The organism is Micromonospora sp. WMMD1102 (assembly GCF_029626265.1).
Taxonomy (GTDB): domain Bacteria; phylum Actinomycetota; class Actinomycetes; order Mycobacteriales; family Micromonosporaceae; genus Plantactinospora.
On the sequence record NZ_JARUBN010000001.1, the window covers coordinates 4,767,429 to 4,793,839 of the forward strand.

At 71.8% G+C, this 26,411-nt stretch carries 22 protein-coding genes; 6 read left to right on the forward strand and 16 right to left on the reverse strand.

Translation table 11 applies throughout. From position 1 onward, the window contains the following. The first annotated feature begins 184 nt into the window (after nucleotides 1–184). Both O7626_RS21305 and O7626_RS21310 read left to right on the forward strand, forming a co-directional pair. The gene (locus O7626_RS21305) at nucleotides 185–2,338 is read left to right on the forward strand and encodes a protein kinase (RefSeq protein ID WP_347404867.1); all 2,154 of its coding nucleotides are present in this window, start codon (nucleotides 185–187) and stop codon (nucleotides 2,336–2,338) included. 284 nt (nucleotides 2,339–2,622) lie between these two features. Continuing rightward, nucleotides 2,623–3,432, forward strand: a complete 810-nt coding sequence (locus tag O7626_RS21310) for a metal-dependent hydrolase (RefSeq protein ID WP_278062899.1) — start codon at nucleotides 2,623–2,625, stop codon at nucleotides 3,430–3,432. Nucleotides 3,433–3,510: 78 nt separating this feature from the next. Here the strand turns inward: O7626_RS21310 and O7626_RS21315 are convergent, their stop codons facing one another. Both O7626_RS21315 and O7626_RS21320 read right to left on the reverse strand, forming a co-directional pair. After that, nucleotides 3,511–4,110, reverse strand: a complete 600-nt coding sequence (locus O7626_RS21315) for an NTP transferase domain-containing protein (protein ID WP_278062900.1) — start codon at nucleotides 4,108–4,110, stop codon at nucleotides 3,511–3,513. Between the two features lie 119 nt (nucleotides 4,111–4,229). After that, nucleotides 4,230–5,987 (reverse strand): bifunctional 3'-5' exonuclease/DNA polymerase, encoded by a 1,758-nt coding sequence (locus O7626_RS21320; protein ID WP_278062901.1) that lies wholly within the window; start codon nucleotides 5,985–5,987, stop codon nucleotides 4,230–4,232. A 137-nt stretch (nucleotides 5,988–6,124) separates the two neighbouring features. On the opposite strand from O7626_RS21320, the gene O7626_RS21325 reads away from it, so the two are divergent. Next, nucleotides 6,125–7,000 carry a hypothetical protein gene (locus tag O7626_RS21325; RefSeq protein WP_278062902.1) on the forward strand — a complete coding sequence of 292 codons (876 nt, stop codon included), beginning with the start codon at nucleotides 6,125–6,127 and terminating at the stop codon, nucleotides 6,998–7,000. Nucleotides 7,001–7,031: 31 nt separating this feature from the next. Here the strand turns inward: O7626_RS21325 and O7626_RS21330 are convergent, their stop codons facing one another. The 9 genes from O7626_RS21330 to O7626_RS21370 all read right to left on the reverse strand — a co-directional run bounded on the left by O7626_RS21330 (nucleotide 7,032) and on the right by O7626_RS21370 (nucleotide 15,454). Continuing rightward, the gene (locus O7626_RS21330) at nucleotides 7,032–7,610 is read right to left on the reverse strand and encodes a GNAT family N-acetyltransferase (protein WP_347404868.1); all 579 of its coding nucleotides are present in this window, start codon (nucleotides 7,608–7,610) and stop codon (nucleotides 7,032–7,034) included. A 42-nt stretch (nucleotides 7,611–7,652) separates the two neighbouring features. After that, entirely contained in the window at nucleotides 7,653–8,177 is a 525-nt protein-coding gene (locus O7626_RS21335) for a MarR family winged helix-turn-helix transcriptional regulator (protein ID WP_278062904.1), read from the reverse strand. Continuing rightward, on the reverse strand, nucleotides 8,165–9,400 hold the full coding sequence (locus tag O7626_RS21340) for an NAD(P)/FAD-dependent oxidoreductase (RefSeq protein ID WP_278062905.1): 1,236 nt from the start codon (nucleotides 9,398–9,400) through the stop codon (nucleotides 8,165–8,167). Before O7626_RS21340 ends, O7626_RS21335 begins: the two co-directional genes overlap by 13 nt. Before the next feature lie 104 nt (nucleotides 9,401–9,504). Next, nucleotides 9,505–10,215 (reverse strand): DNA alkylation repair protein, encoded by a 711-nt coding sequence (locus O7626_RS21345; protein WP_278062906.1) that lies wholly within the window; start codon nucleotides 10,213–10,215, stop codon nucleotides 9,505–9,507. A 97-nt stretch (nucleotides 10,216–10,312) separates the two neighbouring features. After that, nucleotides 10,313–10,819: a DUF2199 domain-containing protein gene (locus tag O7626_RS21350; RefSeq protein WP_278062907.1), complete on the reverse strand. Its 507-nt coding sequence runs from the start codon at nucleotides 10,817–10,819 to the stop codon at nucleotides 10,313–10,315. A gap of 162 nt (nucleotides 10,820–10,981) precedes the next feature. Then, nucleotides 10,982–11,899, reverse strand: a complete 918-nt coding sequence (locus O7626_RS21355; protein WP_278062908.1) for a carbohydrate ABC transporter permease — start codon at nucleotides 11,897–11,899, stop codon at nucleotides 10,982–10,984. 13 nt (nucleotides 11,900–11,912) lie between these two features. After that, on the reverse strand, nucleotides 11,913–12,821 hold the full coding sequence (locus tag O7626_RS21360) for a sugar ABC transporter permease (protein WP_278062909.1): 909 nt from the start codon (nucleotides 12,819–12,821) through the stop codon (nucleotides 11,913–11,915). 19 nt (nucleotides 12,822–12,840) lie between these two features. Next, a complete protein-coding gene (gene ngcE / locus O7626_RS21365) occupies nucleotides 12,841–14,343 on the reverse strand; it encodes an N-acetylglucosamine/diacetylchitobiose ABC transporter substrate-binding protein (protein ID WP_278062910.1) in 1,503 nt (500 codons plus the stop codon). A gap of 148 nt (nucleotides 14,344–14,491) precedes the next feature. Continuing rightward, the gene (locus tag O7626_RS21370; protein WP_278062911.1) at nucleotides 14,492–15,454 is read right to left on the reverse strand and encodes a MurR/RpiR family transcriptional regulator; all 963 of its coding nucleotides are present in this window, start codon (nucleotides 15,452–15,454) and stop codon (nucleotides 14,492–14,494) included. Nucleotides 15,455–15,686: 232 nt separating this feature from the next. Between O7626_RS21370 and O7626_RS21375 the strand changes: the two genes are divergently transcribed. Continuing rightward, nucleotides 15,687–16,682, forward strand: a complete 996-nt coding sequence (locus O7626_RS21375; protein ID WP_278062912.1) for a BadF/BadG/BcrA/BcrD ATPase family protein — start codon at nucleotides 15,687–15,689, stop codon at nucleotides 16,680–16,682. A 57-nt stretch (nucleotides 16,683–16,739) separates the two neighbouring features. Here the strand turns inward: O7626_RS21375 and O7626_RS21380 are convergent, their stop codons facing one another. The 4 genes from O7626_RS21380 to ngcE (O7626_RS21395) all read right to left on the reverse strand — a co-directional run bounded on the left by O7626_RS21380 (nucleotide 16,740) and on the right by ngcE (O7626_RS21395) (nucleotide 21,551). After that, nucleotides 16,740–17,945, reverse strand: coding sequence for an IS256 family transposase (locus tag O7626_RS21380; protein WP_278066155.1), 1,206 nt, complete (start codon nucleotides 17,943–17,945; stop codon nucleotides 16,740–16,742). Nucleotides 17,946–18,218: 273 nt separating this feature from the next. Continuing rightward, nucleotides 18,219–19,037 carry a carbohydrate ABC transporter permease gene (locus O7626_RS21385; RefSeq protein WP_278066246.1) on the reverse strand — a complete coding sequence of 273 codons (819 nt, stop codon included), beginning with the start codon at nucleotides 19,035–19,037 and terminating at the stop codon, nucleotides 18,219–18,221. A 92-nt stretch (nucleotides 19,038–19,129) separates the two neighbouring features. Then, nucleotides 19,130–20,038, reverse strand: a complete 909-nt coding sequence (locus tag O7626_RS21390) for a sugar ABC transporter permease (protein ID WP_278062913.1) — start codon at nucleotides 20,036–20,038, stop codon at nucleotides 19,130–19,132. Between the two features lie 100 nt (nucleotides 20,039–20,138). After that, nucleotides 20,139–21,551: an N-acetylglucosamine/diacetylchitobiose ABC transporter substrate-binding protein gene (ngcE, locus tag O7626_RS21395; RefSeq protein ID WP_278062914.1), complete on the reverse strand. Its 1,413-nt coding sequence runs from the start codon at nucleotides 21,549–21,551 to the stop codon at nucleotides 20,139–20,141. Nucleotides 21,552–21,807: 256 nt separating this feature from the next. Here ngcE (O7626_RS21395) and O7626_RS21400 point away from each other — a divergent pair, with 256 nt between their 5' ends. Beyond that, nucleotides 21,808–23,160 (forward strand): acyltransferase, encoded by a 1,353-nt coding sequence (locus O7626_RS21400; protein WP_278062915.1) that lies wholly within the window; start codon nucleotides 21,808–21,810, stop codon nucleotides 23,158–23,160. 72 nt (nucleotides 23,161–23,232) lie between these two features. Next, nucleotides 23,233–24,582 carry a hypothetical protein gene (locus O7626_RS21405; RefSeq protein ID WP_278066247.1) on the forward strand — a complete coding sequence of 450 codons (1,350 nt, stop codon included), beginning with the start codon at nucleotides 23,233–23,235 and terminating at the stop codon, nucleotides 24,580–24,582. An 86-nt stretch (nucleotides 24,583–24,668) separates the two neighbouring features. Here the strand turns inward: O7626_RS21405 and O7626_RS21410 are convergent, their stop codons facing one another. Then, nucleotides 24,669–26,351, reverse strand: a complete 1,683-nt coding sequence (locus tag O7626_RS21410; RefSeq protein WP_278062916.1) for a PucR family transcriptional regulator ligand-binding domain-containing protein — start codon at nucleotides 26,349–26,351, stop codon at nucleotides 24,669–24,671. Between the last annotated feature and the right edge of the window lie 60 nt (nucleotides 26,352–26,411).

Sequence of the window (26,411 nt, forward strand, 5' to 3'; positions counted from 1 at the left end):
CCGGCGCTTCGCTGAGATTTGTTCCGATCAGCGGCCCGAGCAGTGGCTACGCCGCCGGAGTTGATGCGGTGGGCACTGTCCGCTCGATATCGTGTACGGCGGGTAGCAGAGAGGGACACCGCCGGTGCACCAGGGACGGATCGCAGATCGCTACCTGCTGCTGCACACCGTCGGCACCGGCGGGATGGGGCGGGTCTGGCTGGCCCGGGACGAGATGCTGTACCGCCCGGTCGCGGTCAAGCAGGTGGTGCCGCCGACCTGGATGACCCCGGACGAGCGCGACGAGCTGCGCTACCGCACCCTCCGGGAGGCCCGCACCGCCGCCCGGCTCAACCACCCGAACGTGGTCCGGGTCTACGACGTGGTGCACGACGACGACTCCCCGTGGATCGTGATGGAGTACGTCCCGTCCCGTTCGGTGCAGCAGATCCTGGAGACGGACGGCCCGCTGTCGCCGCTGCGTACCGCCGAGGTCGGGTTGGCGGTACTGGCCGCGCTGCGCGCCGCGCACGCCTCCGGGGTACTGCACCGGGACGTCAAGCCGCACAACGTGCTGATCGCCGAGGACGGCCGGGTGGTGCTCACCGACTTCGGGCTGGCCACCGTGGACGGCGGGGACGGCGGGCTGACCCGGGACGGCGTGGTGCTCGGCTCGCCGCAGTACGTCTCGCCGGAGCGGGCCGCCGACGGTGTGTCCACCGTCGAGTCGGACCTCTGGTCGCTGGGGGCCACGCTCTACGCGGCGGTGGAGGGGCGGTCGCCGTACCGCCGGCCGACCACGATGGCCACCCTGACCGCGCTGGCGGTGTCGCCGCCGGACCCGACCCGGCTGGCCGGGCCGCTCCGTCCGGTGCTGGCCGGGCTGCTCCGCCGCGATCCCCGGCAGCGGCTCGGCGCCGAGGAGGTCGAACGGCTGCTGCGCCGGATCGCCGACCCGCCGCCCCGGTCCGGAAGACATCCGCTGGCCCTGGCCCGCAGCCTCGCCCGACGGCCGCCGAGCCAGCCGGTCGCCGGACCGCCGGTCCCGGCGGAGACGCCGGTCGAGCCGCCCCGGCCGAGCCGCCGCCGGCCGCCGAACCAGCGCCCGCAACCGGACGGTCGGCCCCAGCCCAACCAGCGCGCCGGTCCGGACGGGTGGTCGCAGGCCCCCCGGCGGGACCGGCCGGACCAGCCCGGCGGAATTGACCGGCCGGGCGGTCCGACCGGCCGCGCCGACCCGCCGGGCACGGTTGGTCCCGCCGCCGGGCACGACCCGCCGGGCACGGTTGGTCCCGCCGCCGGGCACGACCCGCCGGGGGACGCCCGGCACGACCCGCAGAGGTCTGCCGGGCACGACCCGCAGGGGGACGCCGGGCACTACCCGCAGGGGGACGCCGGGCACTACCCGCCGGGGGACGCCGGGCACTACCCGCCGGGGGAAGCCGGGCACGGCCCGGTCGGAGTCGTGCGGCGCGGTCCGCCGGGAGACGGCGGTGCCGGGGTACCCGGATGGCGGCCGTGGCGGAGGCGGCGGTCGCAGCCGGGGTGGGGCACACGGCACGGGCCGGATCGGCAGCCAGGCCCCGGACGGCCGGGGCCGGAGCCGCCCGGACCCGTCGGGCCAGGAACGCCGGGCCAGAGCCGACGGCGGCGCGGTCCGCTCGGACGGGGCTGGCGGGTCGGTGCGGGCGCACTGGCCCTGGCCCTGCTGGCCGGGCTCGGCACCGGGTTGACGTTGCGGGCCGACCGGTCCGGCGAGCACCCGACCGACGGGTCCGGCGAGCACCCGACCGACGGGTCCGCCGACCGGCCCGCGGTCGCGGTGGCCGGGGCGTTCCCGTGCGCGCCGCCGCCCGAGTTGGCCGTGCCGGTGACCGTCGCTCCCCGACCGCCGGACGAGCGCTTCGGGCTGGTCGACAACTGGACCTGGTACACCGACCCGTCCGGGTTCCGGATCGCCGTGCCGATCGGCTGGCTTCGGTACACCGACGGCCGGGTGGTCTGCTTCCGGGAGCCGGTGGCCGGCACCGGGCGGATGCTCAGCGTCGACCCGAGCACCCCGCCGACCTCGGACGGCCAGCGGTACTGGCTCGCCGAGGAGCGGCGGCTGACCGGGGCCGGCCTGCTGGCCGGGTACGAGCAGGTCGGGATCGGGCCGCTGGACATCCGGGCCGGCGGGGCGATCTGGGAGTGCCGGTGGACCAACGCGCGCGGCGACCGGGTGCAGACCGCCCGGATGCTTATCAACACCTCGGCCGACCGGGCGTACACGGTCTCCTGGTTGACCCGGGAGTTCGACTGGGCGGTCAACCAGAGCTACCTGCGGATGGTGCAGACGAGTTTCCGGCCGGTCGACTGAGCGGTCGCTTCCCGCCCCGGCGACACGCCCGGGTTCCGCCGGCCGGCCGGGCCCGGCCGACGCCGCCGCGCCACCCGGCGTGCCGTGGCGCGCCCCGGTAGACCCGGGGTGACCTGGCCGGCAACCCGAATCGGGTACGCGTTCGACCACATCCGACGGATGCGCTGGAATACGGCGTGACGACGGCGACAGCACTGTGGATCAAACGGTGATTGCCTCGGCATCAACGGTTTGGCACAGTGTCGCCAGCCGTGTGGGATGTACCCGGGGGAGGATGCACGACGATGATGGGGCCATCCCATGCGCTGTCCGGTGCCGCGGTCTGGTTGGCCGGGTCCTGGGGCTTGGACTACTTCGCCGGCTACGAGCAGTCGCCGCTGGCGATCGCGGTCGGTACGGCGGTCTGCGCGGGCGGGGCGCTCTTCCCCGACCTCGACATGTCCGGCAAGGTCACCCGCAACCGGGGCGGCGCGACCGTGGCCCGCACCTTCGGCGTGGTGTCGCTCTTCTTCGCCGAGGTGATGGAGAAGATCTCGCTCGGCGTCTACCACGCCACGAAGCTGAGCAGGGATCCGCACCGGAACAACGGGCACCGGACGCTCACCCACACGCTGCCGTTCACCTTCCTGGTCGGCTGGGGCACCACGGCGCTCTGCACCGCGTACGGCAAGTGGGCGGTGATCGGCATCCTCTTCTTCATGATCGGCCTGGCGTTGCGCGGGCTCTTCGACGAGTGGGCGAAGCGGGCCGGTTGGGTCATCGTGACCCTGGTGTCGCTGGCGGCGGCGTACTTCACCTTCCTGCACCTGCCCGGTGACCGGGGCTATCCGATGCTGGGCCTGGCGGTCGGGGTCGGCTGCTTCGTGCACATCATGGGCGACATCATCACCAGCAACGGGGTGCCGATCCTCTGGCCGATCCCGATCAAGCGGCGGATGTGGATGATGATCGGCATCCCGAACAAGATGGCCGTCAAGGTGGGCGGCAAGGTGGAGACGGTCGTACTGCGTGGTGCCTTCACGGTGATCTCGATCCTCTCCGCGGCCGGCCTGCTGGCCCCCTCGGTACTGCGCCGCTTCGACATCGAGGTGTAGGCGGCGACGCCGCTGCGGGGCGTTAGGAAGGGGCCCTTCTACTACGGAAAGCGATAAGCGGGGGCCCTTCCTTACGGTTCAGACGGCGACGCGTTGGGCCGGGACCGGGACGGTCAGGCCCCAGGCGGCGAGCAGTTCCGGAGTGTTCGCCCGGCTGCCGTCCGCCACCGTGTCGCAGGCGATGTCGACGATCTCGTCCTTGTGCGCCATCAGGTAGGGCCGGGCGCCGACGTCGGCGTTGGCCAGCGCGGCGATCCCGGCCCAGTGCCGACGGCCGAAGAGCATCGGATAGCCGCGCAGCCCCTGGTAGGTGGCGCAGACCAGGGCTTCCGGATAGGGCAGCGCCGCGACCCGGCGTACCGCCGCCTCGGTCAGCCCGGGCATGTCCACCGGAACCACCACCACCGCCTCGATCCGTGGGTCCGGTACGGCGTCCAGCCCGAGCCGGATCGAGGAGCCGATCCCGGTGCCCCAGGAGCGGTTGACCACCACCGTCGCGCCGGAGAGGTCGGCGGTGGCGCGTACCTGTTCGGCCGCGGCCCCGAGGACCACCACGAGCTGGCCACAGCCGGCCGCCCGCATCGTGTCGAGTACCTGGTTGACCAGGGGACGCTCCCCCTGGTGCAGCAACGCCTCCGGGCCGCCGATCCGGCGTCCCCCGCCCGCGGCGATGATCATTCCTGCGATCCGACTCAGCGCCGTCACCTTCCGCCCGGTCGCGCGGCCCTGCCGCGCGCACACCGGTCCCAACGAGCGGATGCCACCCAGGTATCGGCACTAATCGGGCTAAATCTCAGCTAAGCCGCATTTGCGTAACAGTCCACCACCGAGACGTCCAGCGGGAAACGCACCGGGGTCTCTCCGAACAGCAGCCGCCCGGCCTGCGCCGCCGCCCGGTGCACCAGCGCGACCACCTGTTCGGCCTGCTCCGCCGGACAGTGCACGAGCACCTCGTCGTGTTGGAAGAAGACCAGCTCGGGGCGGCCCGCCCCACCGTCGGAGCCGTCGGGTAGTGCGGCCAACCCGTTGCGCAGCCCGGCGAGCAGGGTCAGCGCCCACTCCGCCGCCGTGGCCTGGACGACGAAGTTGCGGGTGAACCGGCCCCGGGCCCGGGCGGCGGACCGGGCACGCGGCCCGAACGGGTCCGCCCCGGCCGACTCCACCACCGGTGCCTCCCCCTCCTCGGACTCCCGCAACGACACCGAGGCCGGTGGACAGGTCCGCCCCAGCCAGGACCGGACCAGCCCGCCGCCCTCACCGGTCCGGGCGGCTGCCTCGACGTATTCGAAAGCGGTCGGATAGCTGCGGCGGAGCACCGCCAGCGCCGGGATCGCCTCGCCGCCGGTCTGCCCGTACATCGCGCCGAGCAGGGCCAGCTTGGCTCGGGCCCGGTCGCCACCGAAACTGTCCCGGGCCAGTGCGGTGTAGAGGTCACCGGCGCCACCGGCGGCGGCGAGCCGGGCGTCCCCGGAGACCGCCGCCAGCACCCGGGGCTCCAACTGGCCGGCGTCGGCCACCACGAACCGCCAGCCCGGATCGGCCAGCACCGCCCGGCGGACCACCTTCGGAATCTGCAACGCGCCGCCGCCCCGGCTCGCCCAGCGACCGGAGACCACCCCGGCCGGGACGTACTCCGGACGGAACCGGCCGTCCCGGACCCAGGCGTCCCGCCAGGCCCAACCGTGCGCTGTCCAGATCCGGTAGAGCTCCTTGTATTCGAGCAGCAGCGGAACGGCCGGGTGGTCGACGCCGCGCAGCACGAAGGCCCGGGTGCTGGGCAGGTCGTGGCCGGCCCGGGCGAAGGCGCGGAGCAGCTCGGCGGGCGACTCGGTGTGCAGCTGGCGCACCCCGAAGGCGGCCGCGATCCGCGCGGAGAGCTCCGCCAGCCGGCGCGGTGGCCCACCCACCGGCGACGGCTCGCCGAGCAGGTCGACCAGGAGCGCGTCGTGCACGTCGGCCCGCCAGGGCAGCCCGGTCGCGGTCATCTCGGCGGCGACCAGCGCCCCGGCCGACTCGGCCGCCACCAGCAACCGGAACCGCCCGGGGTGCGGGGTTGCGGCGATCCGGGCCAGCTGGTCGGCGTAGACCCGGACCAGCGCGTCGATGCCGAGCGGCGGCGGCCCGGAGGCCACCTCGAAGAGCGCGGCCTGGTTGTCGCCGGGCGGCGCGGCCGACCGGGGCGGCGGATCGGCCGGCACCGGTGCGCCGGTCAGCCGGGCCCAGGCGGCGGCCAGGCCGCGCGGCTCGCCCCAGCGGCCGTCGTGGCCGAGTAGCAGCGCCTCGGTCAACTCGACGTCGTGGCAGCGCCGCACCCGGTGTCCCCGGCGCAGCAGGCCGGGATAGCTCGCGGCGGTGGAGGCCCAGAGCCAGCGCGGCCGGTCCCCCGGACCCGCCGCCTCCCGGGCCGAGACCGCCGCCCCGAGGTCGGCGACCCGCTCGACGGGGCCGGCGGGGCGGCCGTCCGGATGCAGCGGCTGGAGCAGACCTCCGTCACCGCTCTCGTCCCCGACCACCGCCACCAGCACGCCGACGATTCTGCCCGCTCCGACCGACATCCCCGCCGGCTCCGAGCGAACTCCCGCCGCCCGGACACCGACCGCCGGCCCCGAGGGAACTTCCATGAGTACGCATACCGATGCCGCCCCCGGGCAGGGACGCGAGAATCCCGGGAACGACACGGGGAGGAATCAGAATGGCGGTACAGGTGATCGAACGCCCGCCTCCGGTCCCCGCGCCGACGGCCGGGAACGGTCGCGGATCACGGCGACGGCGTAGCCGGTACGGCGGCATGTGGCGGGGCCTGGTGGTGATCCCGGCCGTGGTGGCGCTGACCGGCTGTGTGACACCCGGCCGGCTCGCACCGGCAGGGCACGGCGGCGGCGAGGCGCACGGCAGCGCGTTGGCGCGGGTCATCGCCGAGGAGCAGGCGGAACTGCTGGGCAAGAACCTCGGTTACCGCAATCGTGTCCGAGGCGCCGAGCACATCGCCGCGACCGAGATCTCCGAGCGGGCCCAGGGCGATGGCTGGACCGCCCAGCTCGTGCCGGTGGAATGGTCCGGACGGGTCAGCGGCAGCGAGCGCGCCACGATCGACGTACGGATCGTGGTCACGGTGGACGCCCAGCCGGCCTTCGGCTTCGACAACGGCGGCAACTCGGCTGGCCAGGCCACCCGCTGCTACCGTTACCACCTCCAGATGTACCGCTACCCGGACCACGACGAGGTCGACTGCCCGGCGGCAGCGGTCCCGCCGGAGCCGGGCAGCTCGCCGATCCAGCGGCTGCCGGACGACGCGCACGACCGGCTCTCCAAGGCCCTGCGCACGGCCACACCGGCCACACTGGACAGCGCGGTGCGGTCGGCCTTCCCCGAGGAGTACGTCTCCGTCGACGTCGCCGGGCACGAGGGCTGGCTCGTCGCCGCGGTGGGCGTCCCCGCCGAGCGGGACTGCCTGCTGCTGGTCAGGTCGCCCGCCGGCGCCATCGTGTCGCCCGGATACGACCGCATCTCGTTGGAACCGGGTGAGCTGGGGTGCTCGACCGGGCTGTTCGTGTCACCACCCCGCTGACCGGGCCCAGACCGTCGAGGTCGCCGCGCGGTCACCCCTCGTCGCGCAGCCGGGCGTGCAGGTGTACGTCGTGCCAGCCGTCCGCGTGCCACCACGCCCGGCGCAGCGTGCCCTCGACCGGGTACCCGAGCCGGTCCGCCATCCGGCAGGAGGCGCGGTTCTCAGTCGAGTGCCGCAGGTCCAGCCGGTGCAGTCCGAGGCGGTCGAAGGCCCACGCCTGCACCACCCGTACCGCCGCGACCGCGACGCCCCGGCCACGCGCGGCCGGCAGCACCCAGTACGACAGCTCGGCGGACGCCTGGTCGAGCCGGATCTCGCGGAGTCCCACCTGGCCGACCGGCTCGCCGGTCCGCTCCGCCAGCACGGCCCAGCTCGCGTCCGTCTCCGCCGCCCAGCGGGCCGGCCACCGGGCCGTCCAGTCCCGCGCCTCGGCCTCGTCCGCCATCCGGCGCAGGTGCCAGCGCTGGATCTCCGGACACTCGAAGGCCCGCCGCACGGTGCCGGCGTCGCCGACCCGCCACGGCCGCAGCGTCAGCCCGCCGTCCGCGCCGAGCCGGGGCTGGCGGACGGCGCGCAGCGAGCCGGCCGGGAGGACCGGCGGCACCAGCATGGGCACCCGTTCATGATGGCCGACAACATCCACATCCCGGTGTCAGAGTCCTTCGTCGAACTCGCCGTCCCGCGTCAACCGGTCGCGGATCCCTCGCAGGTGCCGGACGAGCGGCGCGATCTCACCGGTCTCCAGTCCGAGTCGCTCCGGCGCGTTCAACCGGCTGACCAGCGGGCGAGCCGCAGCCAGTCGGTCGAGGCCCAGCGGCGTGATGGAGATGCCGGCTGCCTGGCCGCGCCGCGCCGGCCCGTCCCGGGCGACCAGGCCGGCCCTGATCAGACTCTCCACCAGGGGGTCGATGCTCTGTGGGCGCACCATCAGCGCGTGCGCGAGCTGGGTCTTGGTGAGGTCGTCGCCGTCGGCCAGGCAGGCCAGTACGCCGAACTGCGTCGGGCCGAGGCCGGCTGCGGCGAAGGTCGCGCGGAAGGCGCGCGAGGCGACGTGCGCGGTCTGCACCAGTTCCCAGAGCACCAGGAGTTCCTCGCCGGAGTCCGCGTCGCGCGGAGCGGTGTGCGGGTCCCCCGGCGCGATGCCCGCTCCCTCGGCGCGGGCGGTCACCGCCGCCATCCGGTCAGCAGGCGCGCGGCGGTGGCGAGCAGGGGCGTGCCCGCGCGGACGGCGAGGCGGCCGGCCGGGGTGGCCGCCGCACGGATCCACCGCACGGGTCGCAGCGACTCGCGGACGGGCCCGGCGGCGCGGACCCGCAGTCGCGACTCGTAGTCGTGTACGGCGACCACGGTGGTCGCGTCGCCCCGCGCCGCACCGGACAGCGCCGCCACGAGGTCTCGGGCATCGAGCACGGCGGTCGCCGCCCCCTGGCCGCCGGTGGGCGGCATCGCGTGCACGGCGTCGCCCAGGGCGGTGACCCGGCTCGCCCGCCACGGCGCCAGTCGGTCCGGGTCGGAGGCGTTCAACCGGAACGCACCGACGCTGCTCAGCTCGGCGTTCTCCAGGAGGCCGACGAGTGGTCCGGCCCAGCGGTGCCGCGCCAGCAGCTCGGTCGCGCGGGCGCGAAGCTGACCGGCGTCGAGCCCCGACGGGCGCTCGGGCAGCGCCTCCTCGAGGGCGAGCAGCCCCCAGATCGCGACGGGCTCGGTGGTGGCGGCCGAGAAGCGCGCGGCCCGGAGAGCGGAACGACCGGCCGGGTCGTGCTCGGTGGCGAAGAGCCCTGTGCCGCCCGGCCCGACCGCGAGCATCGGCTCGTCCGCCAGCAGGGCGCGGGCGGCGGCGGGGACGTCGGGCCACCGCGTCCGGCCCGCCACCCCGACCAGACCACACGGGTACGAGGTCGGATGGCCGGCCAGTTGCTCCGCCAGGTGTGACCCGGCTCCGTCGGCGATGACCAGCACGTCGGCCCGGATCGTCGCGCCGTCGTCGAGTACGGCCGTCACATGGTCGTCCTCTGCCCGCCATCCGGTGCAGCTCCGGCCGAGGAGCAGGTGGTCCCCGAGCCCTCGGGCCAGCACCTCGCGCAGGGTGATCCGGTCGACGTCCAACGCGAGGTCGTCGGACCTGTCGGCTGCCCTCAGGAGTCGGCGGCCACGGTGGTCCCGCAGGATCAACGCGAATCCCCTTGTCGCGACCGACGCCCCGAGCAGGTCCTCGAACGCGACCGGAGGCAGCAGCGCGCGCAGCGCCCGGACCGCGGGCGGTGCCAGGTGGAGCTTGTAACCGCCCGTCGCACCCAGCTCGCGGTCCGGCTCGACCACCGTGACGTCGAGTCCGGCCCGCACCAGCCCCTGCGCACACGCCAGGCCGCCGATCCCGCCGCCGGCGATCACCACGCGCATCCCGTCACCCCCACTATCAGGAACCTGATAGTCAAGGTATTCGCTGCCCGCCCACGCTGGAAGCATCGGACTCGTCGCCGCCGCCAACCGGACGGGCGCCGCGACTAGACCACACCGGACAGGAACTGCCGTCGACGCCCTGGCTCGAACTTCTCGATGGCGTACCGCAGCATGACCCGGGGCATCTCCCGGTAGTGCCGGGTCAGGAACTCCTCCGCCGCCGCCCGGTCCCGGTTGCCGACCTCGCGCAGCATCCAGCCGACCGCCTTGTGCACCAGGTCGTGCGGATCGCCCAGCAGCCGCCGGGCGAGCCGGAAGGTCCACTCGAAGTCGCCGGCCCGGACGAAGGCGAAGGTAGCCAGCACGGCGATCCGGCGCTCCCACCACCGATCCGAACCGGCCAGCCGGTCCAGCACGCCGCGGTCCCGGTCCAGCAGCCACGGGCCGAGGATGTACGGCGCGGACGAGTCGACCAGGTCCCAGTTGTCGACGTACCCGGTGTTGGCCAGCAGGATGTCGACGATCCGGCCCCGTTCCGCCTCGTCCCCCCGGTCGAACCCGCGCACCAGGACGAAGAGCGCCGTCAGCCGCTCCTCGTGCACGTCACTGGTCAGCAGCTCCACCGTCGCCGACAGTGGGAGGTCCCGCCAGTACCGGCCGGCGATCCGGCGCTGGTCCGGCACGGGTACGCCGATGGCCCGGTCGCCCTCGCCGTACCCGCCCGGGACCATCTGGAGGAACCGGGTCAGCTTCTCCGCCCGGTGCGGGTCGGCGAGGCTGGCCAGCTCACGCCGGACATCCGCACTGGTGGCCACGGCCAGGCAATCTACCGTGCCCGTCTGCTCCCCGGGGGGAGCTTCCGGTTTCCCGCTCGCACGATCGCAGCGCCCGAATCTGCGCGCAGCCGGGCGGTCAGCTGGGGTGCAGGAGATTTTCGGCGAACCGTTGGACCCGATCCAGGGTGATGCCGGTTCGCTGCTCGACCGCGAGTGGGTGGTCGGTGGGTTCGAGTTCGACGGACGGCCGCTCGCCGACCGGCCTGGTGTGGACCCGGGTCTTGAGGTTCAGCGTCGTCGGTTCGTACCCCGGAAGTTCGCTCGACAACCAGCCGAAGTACGACGGTTCCCGCTCCCGCCCCGGCGTGGTCCAGAGGTCCGTCATCCGTTCGAAGTTGGCTCTGCTCAACGACACCCAGACGGTCCAGTCGAACTCGGCGGTCGCGTCCAGGACGGGGATGACGATCCGGGCCCGCACGAAGAAGTGCTGCGCCTGGATGATGCACAGCTCGTCGTCAAGGAGGCTCTGCTCGTCCTGGGCGAGATCGTCGCGCCAGTAGGCGGGCGCATCCGACCCGTATGAGAAGGGCAGACCCTCGTGCTGCTGCCCGCAGCACCGGCACTGGTAGCGCTGATCATGCACCGGGTGACAGTACAGCCAACCGTCGTCCAGAGGTGTGGTGCGAGATTGGCAGGCGAGCGGGCCCCGATCTCCTCGTGAGAGATCGGGGCCCGGCCTGGTACGCGCGGCCCGGCCGTCGGCCGGTCCCTCGGGTGCCCCGTCGCGGCTGCTCGGCGGGCCGCGCTACTTGATCGCGCCGGCGGTGAGGCCGGACTGGATCTGCCGCTGGAAGATCGCGTAGACCAGGATCATCGGCAGGATCGCCATGCTCAGCGCGGCGAACAGTCCGGACCAGTCCGCCTCGTAGCCGGCGTTCACCGAGATGTCGGCGATGCCCTGGGTGAGCACCCACTTGTCCTCGGCGTTGGAGAGCAGCACCAGCGGCAACTGGTACTGCGACCACTGCCCGATGATGTTGAAGATGCCGACGCTGATCAGGCCGGGCTTGGCCATCGGCATCATCACCTGGAAGAAGAGCCGGGTGTGCGAGCAGCCGTCGATCATCCCCGCCTCGGCCACCGAGGTCGGCAGCGTCTTGAAGAACGCGGCCAGGAAGAAGACCGTGAACGGCAGCGAGTACGCGATGTAGACCAGGACCAGCCCGGTGTGCGTGTTGAGCAGGCCGAGGTTGTCCACCACGAAGAAGAGCGGCACCAGGGCCAGGAAGACCGGGAAGGCCAGACCGGAGACGAAGAGGTAGTAGATCGCCCGGTTGCCGAAGAACTTGTAGCGGGCCAGCACGTACGCGGCCATCGAGCCGAGCAGCATCGTGCCGAAGACGCCGAAGGCGACCACGATCACGCTGTTGACGAAGTACCTGCCGACCCGGGCCTGGGTCCAGGCGCGACCCCAGTTCTCCCAGCGCAGTTCGCCGGGGAGGGTCCACGGGCTGCTGAAGATCTCCGTGGTGTTCTTGAACGAGGCCAGGAAGGTCCAGAGGATCGGGACGATCACGATCACCGCCCAGACCACCAGGGCAACGTGACCCAGGTTGGACAGCAGTCGTACCTCCGACCTGACCCGGCGGCTGCCGCCCTTGCCGGTCGGCGCCGGCTTGCGTTGCGCCGGCCCGGTCGTCGGGCGCTCGGTCTGTGTCGTCATCTGGCGTCCCATCTCAGTACTCGATGCTCTCCCGCTTGGACACCCGCAGCGCGAGCGCCGCGAACGTGATGGTCAGGAAGAACAGCGCCACTCCCATCGCCGAGGCGTAGCCGGCCCGGCCGTAGACGAAGGCGTTGCGGTAGATCTCCATCGCGAGCACCGTGGTGGCGCCGTCCGGGCCGCCGCTGTCGACGGAGAGCACCGCGACGATGGCGAAGGCGTCGAACGCGGCGATGCCGAGATAGACCCAGGCGACCTGGAGGGTGTCCCAGAGCAGCGGCAGGGTGACCCGGAAGAAGAGCGTGACCTTGCTGGCCCCGTCGATCTCGGCGGCCTCGTAGATCTCGGTCGGGATGGAGGCCATGCCGGCGGAGAAGAGCACCACGTAGAAGCCGACCGCCTGCCAGACCAGCACCCCGATGATCGACCAGAGCGCCAGGTTCGGGTTGATCAGGAAGAAGACCGGATCGAGCCCGATCTTGGTCAACACCCCGTTGATCAGGCCGGACTCGTCCGGCCGGTAGACCATCTGGAACAGCACCGCGATGATCGCCACCGCCAGCACCTGCGGGAAGAAGAACACCACCCGGTAGAAGGCGGAGCCGCGGACCCCGACCCGCTGCCCGCCCCGGCTGCCGCCGCCGACGTTGAGCAGGAAGGCGAAGAAGAGTGCGATGGCGATGGTGATCAGCGGCAGGGCAAGCAGCAGTACCCCGTGGTGCTGGACCGCCTTCCAGAAGGCCGCGTCGTTGAACAACCGCTGGAAGTTCTCGAACCCGATCCACTCCGGCGCCCCGATGCCCCGCCAGTTCGTCATCGCGAGCTGGAACGCCTGGGCGTACGGCGCGATCACGAAGACCGAGTAGAGCGTGACCGGCAGGAAGAGAAAGCCGATCACGAACGGGTACTTGCCCTGCCGCATGATCACTCCACTCCGGTCGTCAGCGCGAGAACTTGGCGACGCTGCTGTCGGCCTTGATCGCGTCCGCGCGCTTCTGGATCCGCTCGGCCCACTGCTCCGCGCTGGCGCGGCCGAACATCAGCTCGTTGGTCGCCGTACGGGCCTCGGTGTCCAGTTCCTTGTACCAGTTGTCGAACATCATGTTGAACACGTTCGCCCCAGCCGCCTTCAGGGCCGCCTGCGAGCTGGCCACGCCGGGCGGGAACGAGTAGCCCTCGCTGCCGGCCGGCACCACGGTGGCCGCTCCGACGGTCTCGGTGAAGCCCCGGGCGCCCGCCTTGGAGAGCATCTGCCGCATGTACTCCATGCCGCCGCGCGGGTTCTTGCTCTTGGCCGAGACGAAGTATCCCTCGCCACCGGCCGCCCGGATGGCACCCGCCGGCAGCTTGTCTCCGGCGGTCAGGCTCGGCACCGGCATGAGCTGGTACTCGAAGCCGGCCGGCGTGTCCTTCTTCTGCTCGTTCTCCAGCCAGTCACCGCTGGGGTAGAAGGCGACCTTGTACTGGTTCTGCCGCAGCTGCACGTCGGTGTGCTTGAGCCCCTCGAAGCTCTTGTCGCTGAACTTCGCGCCGATCTCCGCCCACGCCTTCGCGGACTGGAGCACCGCGTCGGCCTTCCAGGCGTTCGGCTCCAGGTTGTCGATCGCCTTCAGCACGTCCGGTCCGCCGACCTTGGCGGCCTGGGTCAGGATCACGTTCCACATGTAGTAGGCCGCGTTCGCCCCGGCGTACCCGAACGGGGTGATGCCCTTGGTCTTGATCTGCTCGCAGAGCGCGGTGAACTGCTCCCAGGTGGTCGGCACGGTCCAGCCGTTGTCCTTGAACAGCTTGCCGGAGTACCAGATGCCGTAGACGGTGGAGACGTAGTAGAGGACGTACGGCTTGCGCCCGCCGTCGGCGGTGTTGAACATGCCCTGCTCGATCACGCCGGGGATGATGGTGTCCCGGACCTTCTTGTTCGGGTCGTCGACCGAGGGCGCGTCCCACAGCTCGGTCAGGTCCTGGAGCTGGTTGTCGTTGACCAGGGCACCGAAGTCGAGGAACTTCTCGCCCGAGTTGTTGACGAACTCCGGCGGGTCACCGGCGGTGAACCGCGGCTGGAGCACCGTGGAGACCGCCTGGGTCGCCTGGTGCTTGATCTGCGCCTTGGGGAAGGCGGTCTGGTAGAGCTTCTCGTGCACGTCGGTGGCGTACTTCTCGCCGTAGCCACCGTTGAAGATGATCACCTCCAGCGCGGCGTCCTCCTTGACGCCGAGCGGATTGGTGGCGCTCTTCTCCCCGGTCTCCTGCTCGGTGTCGCCGCCGTCGTCACCGCCGGTGGCGCAGGCGCCGAGCAGCCCGGCGGCCGGGATGGTGAGCAGCCCGGCGGCGGCGGCCCGGCGCAGCAGGGTACGGCGGCTGGGGCCAAGTGCCGCCGGCAGGTCCGGCCCAGCAGTGGCCGACGGAACAACGCGGTCCGACGTGGGGTCGGAGGTTGCGGACATCTTCATCTCCTCGGTTGAGAATCGGGCCCGGCCAACCGGCCTACGCCGGATGACCCAGACCTGCCAGCGGTGCGGTTACGTGCAAGGAAGGGCCCCCTGCTATCGCTTTCTGTATAGGAAGGGCCCCTTCCCAACACCTCGGTACGTGTCACGGCCGTGCCTCCTTGGTCGCCTTGTGCCCGCCCACCGCCCGGGCCGTCCGCTGGAAGGCGGCGTGGGCCCGGTCGTGGGTGCGTTGGGCGACGGCGATGTAGAGCAGGTCGAGCACGACCAGTTGCGGATGCCGGGCGGAGAGCGCGTCCGGCCGGAAGGTGGTCGCCTGGCTGGCGGTGAGCAGCACGATGTCGGCCAGTTCGGCCAGCGGGGACCGGGGGAACCCGGTCAGCGCCACCGTGGTCGCACCGTGGCTGCCGGCCTCGGCGAGGGTTTCGATGGTCTCGCGGGTCCGGCCGGTGTGCGAGATGCCCAGGGCCACGTCGCCGGAGCGGAGCAGCGCGGCGCCGGCCAACCCTTCGTGTACGTCGTTCCAGGCCCACGCCGCCACGCCGATGCGGTGCAGGCTGAACTGCATCTCGGTGCCGACCAGCCCGCTGCCGCTGGCGCCGAAGATGTTCACCCGGGCGGCTCCGGCGATCGCCTCGGCGGCCCGTTCGACCTCGGCCAGGTCGAGCAGCGCGGCGGTGTCGTGCATCGCCCGGGTGTCGGCCGCGATGACCTGGCCGAGCACCCGCTCCAGCGGGTCGGTCGGCTGGATCTCCCGGCCGATGTCGACGGTCCAGCCGGCGCTGTGTGCCCGGCCGGTCTCGGCGGCGATGCCGAGTCGCAGGTCGGCGTAGCCCTCGAAGCCCAGCGCCCGGCAGAACCGGGTGACGGTGGCCGGGGACGTACCGCTGCGTTCCGCCAGTTCGACGATGGTGGCCCGGGCGGCGGCGGCCGGGTCGCTGAGCACCTGCTCGGCGACCCGTTGCAGGGCACCGGTGAACTCGGTGAGCTGGGACCGGACCCGGACCAGCACGCTGTCCGCTGGTGAGAGCCCGGCGGCGGCCCGGCGGTCGCGCTCGGCGTCGACCACCGCGGTCCCCGCGATGACGTCCGCCTCCTGCTCGACCATGGGCACGCCTTTCCGCAAAGGAAGTTAACTGTTAGTGGTAAAAGTTCTTACTAACGCCCCCTCCTTGTCAAGACGATGGGTGAAGTTTTCACAACCGTTACCTCGGTCGTCCCGATACCGGGGCGACCGCCGCTTGCCCTCCCGGGCCGCACCGAGCAGCATGGATCGACGATCGACGGACGCGACGCCGGAGAGCGGGCGGATACACGCGACAGGGAGGTGGTTGCCGGTCATGTCCGACGGCATAGTGGTGGGACTCGACGTCGGCGGCACCTCGACCCGGGCCACGGTGGTCTCGCTGTCCGGGGAACGGCTCGGCACCGGCCGGGCCGGCGGCGGCAACCCGACCAGCCACGGCGCCGAGCAGGCCGCCGAGCAACTCCGGGTGGCGCTCACCGACGCCCTCGCCGAGGTCGATCCGGGTCTGGTCTGGGCCGGCGTCATCGGGCTGGCCGGAGCGGGCCGGCTGCTCGCCGATCCGGCCGGCCGGCTCGCCTTCGCCCGGGTCTGGCAGGAGGTCGGGCTGCGCTGCGAGTACGAGATCGTCGGTGACGCCCTCGTCGCCTACGCCTCGGGCACCGCCGAGCCGGACGGCACCATCCTGATCGCCGGCACCGGCGCCATCGCCGCCGAGGTGCGCGACATGACCCTGGACCGGGTCGCCGACGGACACGGCTGGCTGCTCGGCGACGCCGGCAGCGGCTTCTGGCTCGGCCGGGAGGCCGTCCGGCAGGCGCTGGCCGACCTCGACCGGCACCAGCCACCCGGGCCGCTCGGCACCCTCGTGCTCACCGAACTGCTCGGTTCGGCGGAGGTGGCCGCCCGGCCCCGGGACACCGTCGACGCCCTGGTGCAGACGGTGACCCGGCGGCCCGCCGTCGAACTGGCCGCGCTCGCCCCGCTGGTGCTCCGGGCCGGCATCGCCGGCGACCCGGCCGCCACCGCGATCCTCGACGAGGCCGCCCGGCTGCTCGCCGCAAACGTGCAGCGGATCCGGCCGGCGGACGCGGGTACGCCGATCGTGTTCGGCGGCGGGCTGTTCTTCGTCGACTCGCCGCTGGTGCACGCCGTACGGTCGGCCCTGGCGGCGCGCTGGCCGGACGCACCGCTGCGGTACGCCGCCGACGACTGTGCGCTCGGCGCCGCCTGGCTGGCTGCCCGACCCCTGCCCGAATTGACCGACCCGGCCGAACTGCACCGCCGGCTGTTCGACCCGGTCCACGGCTGATTGTCGATCTGTCGATGGGAGTGTCAAGTTAACGGCTGATCTTGGTTGTTGAGGTGGTCAGTTGTTGGCCGGGGTGAGCCGGCCCTCGAAGGCGATCTGGAAGGCGTTCAGGGGTGCTTTCCAGCGCATGGTCCAGCGCCGGCGCCCGGTGCCGGTCGGGTCGAGGCTCATCAAGGCCATGTAGACACACTTCAAGGCGGCTTGCTCGTTGGGGAAGTGGCCGCGAGCTCGCACGGCCTTGCGGATGCGGGCGTTGACCGACTCGATCGCGTTGGTGGAGCAGATGACCTTGCGGATCTCGACGTCGAAGGCGAGGAAGGGCACGAACTCGGCCCAGGCGTTCTCCCACAGCTTCACGATCGCCGGATACTTGCGGCCCCACGCCTCGGCGAACTCGAGGAACCGTTCGGTCGCGGCGTCCTCCGTCGGCGCGGTGTAGACGGGCTTGAGCGCTTTGGCGATCTTGTCCCAGTCCTGCCTCGCCGCGTAGCGGAACGAGTTGCGCAGCAGATGCACCACGCACGTCTGCACGATTGTGCGCGGCCACACGGTCTCCACCGCCTCGGGCAGGCCCTCGAGCCCGTCACAGACAAGCATCAGCACGTCGGCGACGCCGCGGTTCTTCAGCTCCGTCAGCACGTGCAGCCAGTGCTTGGCGCCCTCGCCGCCGTCACCGGCCCAGATACCGAGGATGTCGCGGTGTCCGTCAACGGTGACCGCCATCGCGAGGTAGATCGGCCGGTTCGCGCCCTGCCCATCGCGGATCTTGACGTTGATGGCGTCGATGAACACGACCGGGTAGACCCTGTCGAGGGGCCGGTTCTGCCACTCGGCCATGCCGTCCATGACCTTGTCGGTGATGGTGGAGATGGTCTGCTTGGACACCTCAGCCCCGTAAACCTCGGCCAGGTGCGCGGCAATTTCGCCGTGGGTCAACCCCTTGGCCGACAACGACAGGACCATGTCGTCGACGCCGGTCAGGCGGCGTTGCCGTTTGCGCACGATCTGCGGCTCGAACGTGCCCGCCGCGTCTCGCGGAACGCGGACCTCGACCGGCCCGACGTCGGTGAGCACGGTCTTGGTCCGGCTACCGTTACGAGTGTTCCCACTGCCACGACCAGCAGGGTCGTGCTTGTCATAGCCGACGTGATCGGTGATCTCACCGTCCAACGCCGACTCCAGGACCCGCTTGGTGAGCTGCTGCAACAGCCCACCCTCACCGGTCAGCTTCAGCCCGTCACCACGAGCCCGATCGACCAGCATCGCGATCAACTGCTCATCCGTGACCGCATCCGCCGGCCTCGCGGCCGGCTCCTGCCCCGAGGTGATCTCGGTTGTCATCTGGCGTCTCTCCCTTGATCGGTCGATCAGCCGTTATTTGTACAGTCCCGACACGCTAAGTTGACGGCATTGGGGCAGGGCGGACGCGACGAAGGGTGACCCGCGTTCAGAGAGGATTTACCGCACCAACCCGCCCGAACCTGTTCCGGGTGGGCCCGGATCGTTACTGCGTCCGCCGGTACGCCGCCGTCGGCACTATTTCAACTGGCCGGCCGTCAGCCCGGACTGGATCTGGCGCTGGAACAGCACGTAGACCGCCAGCACCGGCAGCATCCCGAGGGTCAGCCCGGCGAACAGCCCGCTGAAGTCGCCCTGGTAGCCCTGGCTGACCGCCAGCGCCGCCAGCCCCTGCGCGAGTACCCATTTCGACTCGTCGCCCTGCATCAGCACCTGCGGCAGGATGAACTGGTTCCACTGGCTGAGGAAGTTGAAAATGCCGACGCTGACCAGGCCCGGCTTGGCCATCGGCAGCATCACCCGGAAGAAGAGCCGGAAGTGGCCGCAGCCGTCGATGAGCGCGGCCTCGGCGACCGAGGTCGGCAGGGTCCGGAAGAACGCGGAGAGGAAGAAGACCGTGAACGGCAGCGAGTAGGCGGCGTAGACCAGGATCAGCCCGGTCCAGGAGTTGAAGAGCCCGACGTTGCGGACCACGAAGAAGAGCGGCACCAGGGCGAGGAAGACCGGGAACATCATGCCGCCGACGAACAGGTAGTAGAAGAACTGCCGGGACCGGAACTCGAAGCGGGCGAAGACGTACGCGGCGGCGGCGCCGAAGACCATCGTCACGGTCAGCGAACCGGCCACCACGATCCCGCTGTTCAGGAAGTACCGGCCGATCTGCGCCTCGGTCCAGGCCCGCGCCCAGTTCTCGAAGCGCAGCGCGCCGGGCAGTCCCCACGGCTCGGCGAGGATCTCGCCGTCGCTCTTGAAGGAGCTGACCACGACCCAGAGCAGCGGCAGGGTGGTCAGCAGCGCCCAGATCAGCAGGAAGCCGTGCGAGAAGACGTTGACCACGCCCCACTCGCGGCGGGGTGCCCGGTCGCCGGTGCCGGACCGGCCGTCGGCGTCGACGGCGGGCGGGGCCGACGCGGGGGTGTCGACGGTCGTCACGAGTACTCGATTCGGTCCCGGCGGCTGACGCGCAGCGCCAGTACCGCCACCGACAGGGTCAGGAAGAACATCACCACGCCGATCGCGGAGGCGTACCCGAACTTGGTCTCGGTGCCGAACGCGGTGTTGTACATCCGCAGGCCGATCACGTCGGAGGAGTGGTTCGGGCCGCCGTCGGTCATCTGCTGGATCAGGATGAAGCCGTCCAGCGCGGCGATGGCCAGGTAGATCCAGGCGACCTGCACGGTGTCCCAGAGCAGCGGGATGGTGATCCGGCGCAGCGTGGTGAACCGGGAGGCGCCGTCGAGCATCACCGCCTCGTAGATGTCCTTCGGGATGGCCTGCATCGCCGCGCCGAAGAGCACCACGTAGAAGCCGACGTTGGCCCAGACCATCACGACGAGCACCGCCCAGAAGGCGGTACGCGGGTCGCCGAGCCAGGCCGGCGTGGGCAGCCCGACCGCGCGCAGCGTGGCGTTCAGCAGCCCGTTGTTCGGGTGGTACACCTCCTTCCAGAGCAGTGCGATGATCACCACCGAGAGCACCTGCGGGAAGAAGTAGATGAGCTTGTAGGCGCCGGAGCCGCGTACCCCGACCACCCCGGCGGTGCCGCGGCGGCCGCCCATGTTGAGCATGCTGGCGAAGAAGAGCCCGAGCGCGATGGTGAGCACCGGCAACAGCAACAGCAGGATCGCGTTGTTCTGCACCGCGTTCCACAGCGCGCCGTCGCGCAGCAGGTTGCCGAAGTTCTCCAACCCGACATAGTCGGCGCTGGCCGAGTAGCCCAGCCAGTTGGTGGTGGAGATCTGGAACGCCTGGAGGTACGGCGAGAGCACGAAGAAGCCGTACAGCAGCAGCGGCGGCACCAGGAAGGTGATGATCAGCGGGTACTTGCCATGTTTCACGGAACCGACTTCCTGCCCACTCCACGCGGGAAGACTCGTCCCCGCGACAACGCGCCACCGGGCCGGCCGGTGCCGGCCGGCCCCGCAGCGTAACCCGGCTCTACTGGCGCTTGTACTTCTTGATGCTGCTGTCGGCGGCGATCTGGTCGGCGCCGCGCTGGCACTGGTCCAGGAACTCCGCCGGGGTGGCCCGGCCGCCGAAGAACTCGCCGCAGGCCGCGTCGACCAGCTCCCGTTCCAGCTTGCGGTAGAAGTTGTTGTAGACCCAGTTGAAGCCGTTGGCACCGGAGGCGTCCAGCGCCTTGACCACGGTGTTCAGCCCGAACGGCAGGTCGACGCCCTCGGTGGCGCCGGCCACCACGGTCAGGCTGGAGACCTTCCGGGTGAAGTCCTGGGCGCCCTTGAGCGAGAGCATGGTGCGCAGGTACTCCAGCCCGCCGGCCCGGTTCTTGGCCTTGGCCGGCACCATGAACGGCTCACCGGCGGTGCCGCGCATCGCCTCGAACGGCAGCTTGTCGCCGGTGCCGAGGCTCGGGGTCGGCGCGACGGACATGTTGAAGCCGGCCGGGGTCACCTTGGCCTGCTCGCTCTCCAGCCAGGAGCCGCAGGAGATGAAGGCGGCCTTGCCCCGGCACCACTCGGTCTGCGACTGGACGTGGTCGAGGCCGGGGCTGCCGGGCAGGATGAAGCCGTCCTTGACGATCTGGTACCAGGCGTCCGCCGCCGCCTTCATCGCATCGGACTTCCAGGCGTTCGGCTCCAGGTTGTCGATCGCCTTCGCCACGTCCGGGCCGCCGAACTTGATCGCCGTCGAGATCACCGGCCAGCTCATGTAGCGGGGGTGCTTGCCGGCGTACGTCCAGGGGGCGATGCCGGCGGCCTTGATCTGCCGGCAGAGCGCGATGTGGTCGTCCCAGGTCTTCGGGTACTGCCAGCCGCGGTCGGCGAAGAGCTTCGTCGAGTACCAGATGCCGTAGGCGGTGTACGTGTAGTTGAGCACCAGGAACCTGCCGTCGTACGACCCGACGTCGAGCACGCCGGGCAGCAGGGTGTCCCGGACCTTCTTGCCGGCGATGTCGAGGCTCGGCGCGTCGAGCAGTTCGCCGAGGTCGGCCAGGGCGTCCTGGGAGACCAGGCCGTTGAAGTCGATCTGGCCTTTGCCGGAGTTGTTCACCACGTCGGGCGGGGTGCCGTCGACGAACCGGGGTTGCAGAGTCTTGTTGATCTCCTGCGTGGCGGAGTGCTTGATCGTCGCCTGCGGATATTTCGCGGTGTACATCGCCTGGTGGGCTTTGGCATACTCCTCACCAAAACCACCGTTGAAGATGACCACCTCGAGCGGCGCGTCCTCCTTGACGCCGAGTGGGTTCTGCTCACTCTTCGTGCCTTCGAGCGACTCGCCGCCGCCGTCCTCGTCGCCGCCGCCGAGGGCGCAACCGGTCAGCAGGCCGGTGGCGGGGACGGCCAGCAGCCCGGCCGCGGCGGTACGGCGGAGGATGTCACGCCTCTTCATAGCTTCTCCTCGGATCCGGCCCGCTGGTGCGGGGTGGTGCGGTTTCGCAGGTGGCAGCCCTGGGCGGGCAGGTGCTGGTGCTCAGCGGGCACCGGTAGGTGGTGCTTGTCTTCAATTCACGGAAAGTTACCGAAGGATTCTTACGGAAGAGGATGCCGGCAGCAAGCCCCGGCGGCCGAACCGTTACGGACCGGCAATCGACCCCGGCTTGTCGCATACTCCACCAGCCGGTCCGGGTAGTCGATAGCCTGGCCACATGCGCCGCCTGCGGGAGATCGCCGGCCGTACGCCCGCCCGGCGGGAGCGCTACGTCGACCTGCTCCGCGCGGTGGCGATCGTCCTGGTCGTGTACGGGCACTGGCTGATCGCCGTCCTCGAACCCGACGACACGGGCCGGCTGCGTGGCCACAACGCCCTGGAGGAGATCGGCTGGGGCCGCCCCGGCACCTGGTTCTTCCAGGTCCTGCCGCTGTTCTTCCTGGTCGGCGGCTACGCCAACGCCGCCTCGCTGACCGGTCACCGGGGTCGCGGCGGCGACGCCGGCAGCTGGCTGGCCGACCGCAGCGGGCGGCTGGTCCGGCCCACCACCGTGCTGCTGGTGCTGCTCGTCCTCGCCGCCCTGACCGCCCGGCTGCTCGGCGCCGACCCGCAACAGGTCCGCGAGGTCGTCTGGTACGCCACGGTGCCGCTCTGGTTCCTCTCCGCCTACCTCTGCGTGGTGCTGCTGGCCCCGGTCACGTACGCCCTGCACCAGCGGTACGGCCTGGCCGTGCCGGTGGTGCTGCTCGGGCTGCTCACCCTGGGCGACCTGGCCCGGCTGCTCGGCGAGCCCCGGCTCGGGTACGGCAACTTCCTCTTCGGCTGGCTCGCCATGCACCAGGTCGGGTACGCCTGGCGGACCGGCGCCCTGCCGATGCGTCCCCGGGTCGGCTGGCCACTGCTGGTGGTCGGGCTGACCGCGCTGCTGCTGCTCACCACCGTCGGCCCGTACCCGAGTAGCATGATCAACCAGCCGGGCCAGCGGATCCAGAACATGTCCCCGCCCAGCCTGGCCCTGCTCGCGCTGGCCACCGCACAACTCGGACTGATCATGCTGCTCCGCGCCCCGGCCGAACGCTGGCTGCACCGCAGGCGCCCCTGGATGCTGGTGGTCGCGGTCAACTCGGTGGTGCTCACCGTCTTCCTCTGGCACCTCACCGGCGTGATCCTGCTGGCCGGCGCCCTGGACGCGCTCGGTGTGCTGCCCAGCCCACCGGTCGGCTCCGCCGCCTGGTGGCTCTGGCGGATCCCCTGGCTGCTGATGCTGACCGTGGTACTCGCCGGCCTGGTCGCCGTCTTCGGCCGGATCGAGCTGCGCGGCTCCCGCCGCCCCGCCACCCGGCCCCGGGCGCTGCCGGCCACGCTCTGCCGAACCCTCACCCGCCCGCGACCCCGACTGCTGCTCGTCGGGCTCGGCTTCGCCGCGACCGTGGCCGGGCTCTTCGCCAACAGCGTCGCCCCGAAGAGCGGCGAATACCTGCTCGGGCTGCCCGTCGGCGCGCTGCTGGCGTACCTCGGCGGCGCGGGCCTGCTCCGGCTGCTCCGTTCGGTGCCGACCGGCGAAGAGTGAGAAAGAGCCCCTTCCGCCGCCGAGGCGCGGAGATCGCCCGGGGTGTCGACCAGGGGTTGATTACTATTGCGTGTGCCCAACGGACAGCTCCGGCGGATGGCCGCCTTCTCCTTCCCGGCCCGCTCCTTCGACCCGGCGACCGGGGAGGCCGCCCTCGAGTACGCGCTGACCGGCCCGGACGGCGAGCTGCGGTTCACCGAGCGGATCACCTTCCCCCGGCCCGAGACGCCGCCGTCGGCGGAGACGCTGGCCACCTTCGGCCGGGTGCTGGAGCTGCTGCACCTGGTCGCCGGGGTGAGCTACTACAAGGCCGCCGCACCGCCCCGGCTGGTCCTGCCGGCGCCGCTGGGCGCCGACGCCGTCGCGCTGGTCACCGCCGTCTACACCGCCGGCCTCGCCGAGTACGCCTACCGCAACGACCTGCCGCACGTGCTGGAACTGACCCCCGAACTGCCGCCGGGGAAGGTCGAGCCGCCGGCCGAGTGGGACAACTCGGACCGCCGGCCGCTCAGCACCGTCGGCGGCGGCAAGGACTCCATCGTCAGCCTGGAGGCGCTGCGCCGGGCCGGCTTCGACCCGGTGCCGTTCTCGGTCAACCCGAACCACATCATCGTCAGCGTCGACGAGGCGTCCGGGCTGACCCCGCTGGCCGCCCGGCGCCGGCTCGACCCGGCGTTGATCGCCCTGAACGCCGCCGGGGCGCGCAACGGGCACATCCCGGTCACCGCGATCAACTCGCTGATCGCGGTCGGCACCGCCGTGCTGCACGGGCTCGGCCCGGTGGTGATGTCGAACGAGCGCTCCGCCTCCGACCCGAACCTGGTCTGGCACGGCGTCGAGGTCAACCACCAGTGGTCCAAGGGGGTCGAGGCGGAGGGGCTGCTCCGGGCGGCGCTGGCCGGGCACGCCGGGCTGGTCGAGCCGTACTTCTCGCTGCTGCGGCAACTCTCCGAGCTGCACATCGCCCGGCTCTTCGCCGGATTCGACCGGTATGACGACGTGGTGACGAGCTGCAACGCCGCGTTCAAGCTGAGTGACCCGAGCGACAGGTGGTGCGCGAACTGCCCCAAGTGCCGGTTCATCTTCCTGGCCCTGGCCCCGTTCATGCCCCGGGCCCGACTGGTGCGGATCTTCGGCGCCGACCTGCTGGCCGACCCGGCCCAGGCACCCGGCTACCTCGAACTGCTCGGCATCTCGGCGCACAAGCCGTTCGAGTGCGTCGGCGAGGTCGAGGAGTCGGTGGTGGCGCTCGGCCTGGTCGCCGAGCACCCGGACTGGCGGGACGCGGCAGTGCTCCGTACCCTGCTCGACGCCATTCCGGCCGAAGCCTGGACCGCGGCGAACGCCACCGACGTCTTCACCCCGGCCGGCCCGCACTTCGTCCCACCGGCGTACGCCAAGGCACTCACCGCGATCTCCTGACCGGAGCCCCCGCCGGCCGGGGTCTCTCCGGTGCAAGGAAGGGCCCCCGCTACAACAGAAAACGATAATGGGGGGCCCTTCCTTGGTCAGCCGTCCCGGACGGCGTCCAGGGCGAGCAGGGCGACGTGCAGCGACAGGCAGTCGTCCACCGAGTCCAGGTCGACCCGGAGGATCCGGGAGATCCGGGCCAGCCGCTCGTAGAAGGCCGGCCGGGACAGGTGCGCCGCCGTGGCCGCCGCCGACTTGTTCCGGCCGCTCTCCAGGTAGCCGCGCAGCGTGCCGAGCAACTGCTCGCGCGGGTGCTCGGCGTCGTGGGCCAGCAGTGGGCCGAGTTCGCGTTCCACGAAGGTCTGCAACCTCGGCTCGTCCCGGAGCAGGTGCAGCAGCCCGGCCAGCCCGACCTGGGGCAGCCGGAACACCGGCAGGTCCCGTCGACCCCGGCGGGCGGCGTCGGCCACCTGCCGGGCCTCGGTCAGCGAGCGGCGTGCCTCGGCCACGGTGCCGACGCCCGAACCGGCCGCCACGATCACCGCACCCGGCCCGGCGTACGGTCGGGTGGGGGTCGGGGCGACGTCCAGGCGTACCCGGTGAAGGGCCGCCGCGAAGGCGGCCAGCGCGGTCTCCTCCTCCCCGGCGTCCCGCAGCGCCAGCACCGCACCGACCGCCTGGTCGTCCAGGGTGCTGGCCAGCCCGCTCAGCTCGGCGTCCCGCAGCGCCTGGCCGACCGCCTCGGCCAGGTCCCGCAGCCGGGCCTGGCCGGCCGGTGAACTGCCGGCCGCCGGGCCCGCCGCGTCGTCGGCGCGATACCGGACCACCACCCCGACCAGGTGCCGGCGATCCAGCGGTACGCCGAGGGCGCGGGCCCGCAGCGCCACCTCGTCGACCGGCCGGGTGTGGTCGAGCAGCGCGGTGAGCAGGGTGCGGTGGATCTGCCGCTCCAGCCCTTCGGCGTCCCGCCGGATCAGCCGGCCCAGCGCCAGGGTGGAGGCGGCCCGTTCGACCAGGATCGTCAACCGGGTCGGCGGCGTCGACCGGGCCGGCAGTTCGCCGCTCGGCCAGCGCAGCAGCAGCCGCCCCCAGTCCTGTCCCCGGGCGCCGACAGTGGTGTAGAGCCAGCCGGCGTCCGGGTCGTAGCCGGTCCGGCCGGTCGGGCGGATCCGCCGGGAGTGCTGCTCCCAGCCGCGCAACAGCAGCTCGGCGCTCTCCCCCGCCGGGTCGTACGCGAGCACCTGCCGGGAGAGGTTTTCCAGGACCACCGGGCAGCCGGCCAGCAGCGCGGCCTGCCGGACCACCTCGGCCGGCTCGGCACCCTCGACGGAGAGTTCGGTGAAGCGCTGGTGGATCTCCTCGGTCGCCCGCAGCTCGGTCAGCTGCGCGTCGACGATCAGCGCATGCACCGCCTCGGTGATCCGGACGAACGGCGTGACCCGGCACAGTTCGACGAGCGGCAGGTTCCGCTGCTCGGCCGCCGCGACCATCGCCCGGGGTACCGCCGCCGGATAGCGCCGGCCCAGCTCGACCAGGAGCCCGGAGACCCCGACGTCGGCCAGCTCGCCGATGAAGGCGCGCAGCCCGGCGTCGTCGCCGGGCAGGCCGATGCCGGTGGTGAGGACCAGTTCGCCGCCGCTGAGCAGGGCGGCGATGTCCGGCACCTCGGCGGCGTGCACCCAGCGGACGAGCCGGTCGAGCCCGGCCGCACCGGCGACCATCCGAGGGCCGCCGTGCCGGACCGAATCGAGGGCCAGCACCTCGCGCACGGTGGGGAACACGCGCACGACGCTACCGCCACGGAGGGAACCGGCTGGCACGGAGGGAACCGGCTGGCACGG